Below are 348 nucleotides of genomic sequence, written 5' to 3'. Positions count from 1 at the left end.
AGGTGACGACCCAGCAACTGCTGTCCGGCTCCACGTTCATGACCAGCTACACCTACACCGACGGCCTGGGCCGCACCCGCGAGACCCAGACCCTGTCACCGACCGGCTCGGGCCGGACCGTCGTCTCCACCCGGTACGACACCTCCGGCAACGTCACCGGTACCAGCGCGCCGTTCTACAACGCCTCCGCGTCGGGCTCCGGGATGGTGCTGCCCACGGTGGCGAACCTGCCCTCGTACACCGACCTGATCATCGACTACGCGGGCCGCACCACCCAGTCGCGGCTCATGGCGCTGGGCAACCCCCAGGCCCAGTTGCAGTCGCTGAGCAACTACCACGGCGACTACG

The 348-nt window shown here is 68.4% G+C and carries 1 protein-coding gene; it reads left to right on the top strand.

From position 1 onward, the window contains the following. The coding region (locus ACFWI9_RS34640; RefSeq protein WP_387169360.1) for a hypothetical protein at window positions 1–348 on the top strand (348 nt) is incomplete at both ends.

The organism is Streptomyces sp. NPDC127084, from assembly GCF_042724175.1.
Lineage (GTDB): Bacteria > Actinomycetota > Actinomycetes > Streptomycetales > Streptomycetaceae > Streptomyces.
The sequence above is the reverse complement of the archived record's forward strand: the minus strand, read 5'-3'. Positions and strand labels throughout refer to the sequence as shown.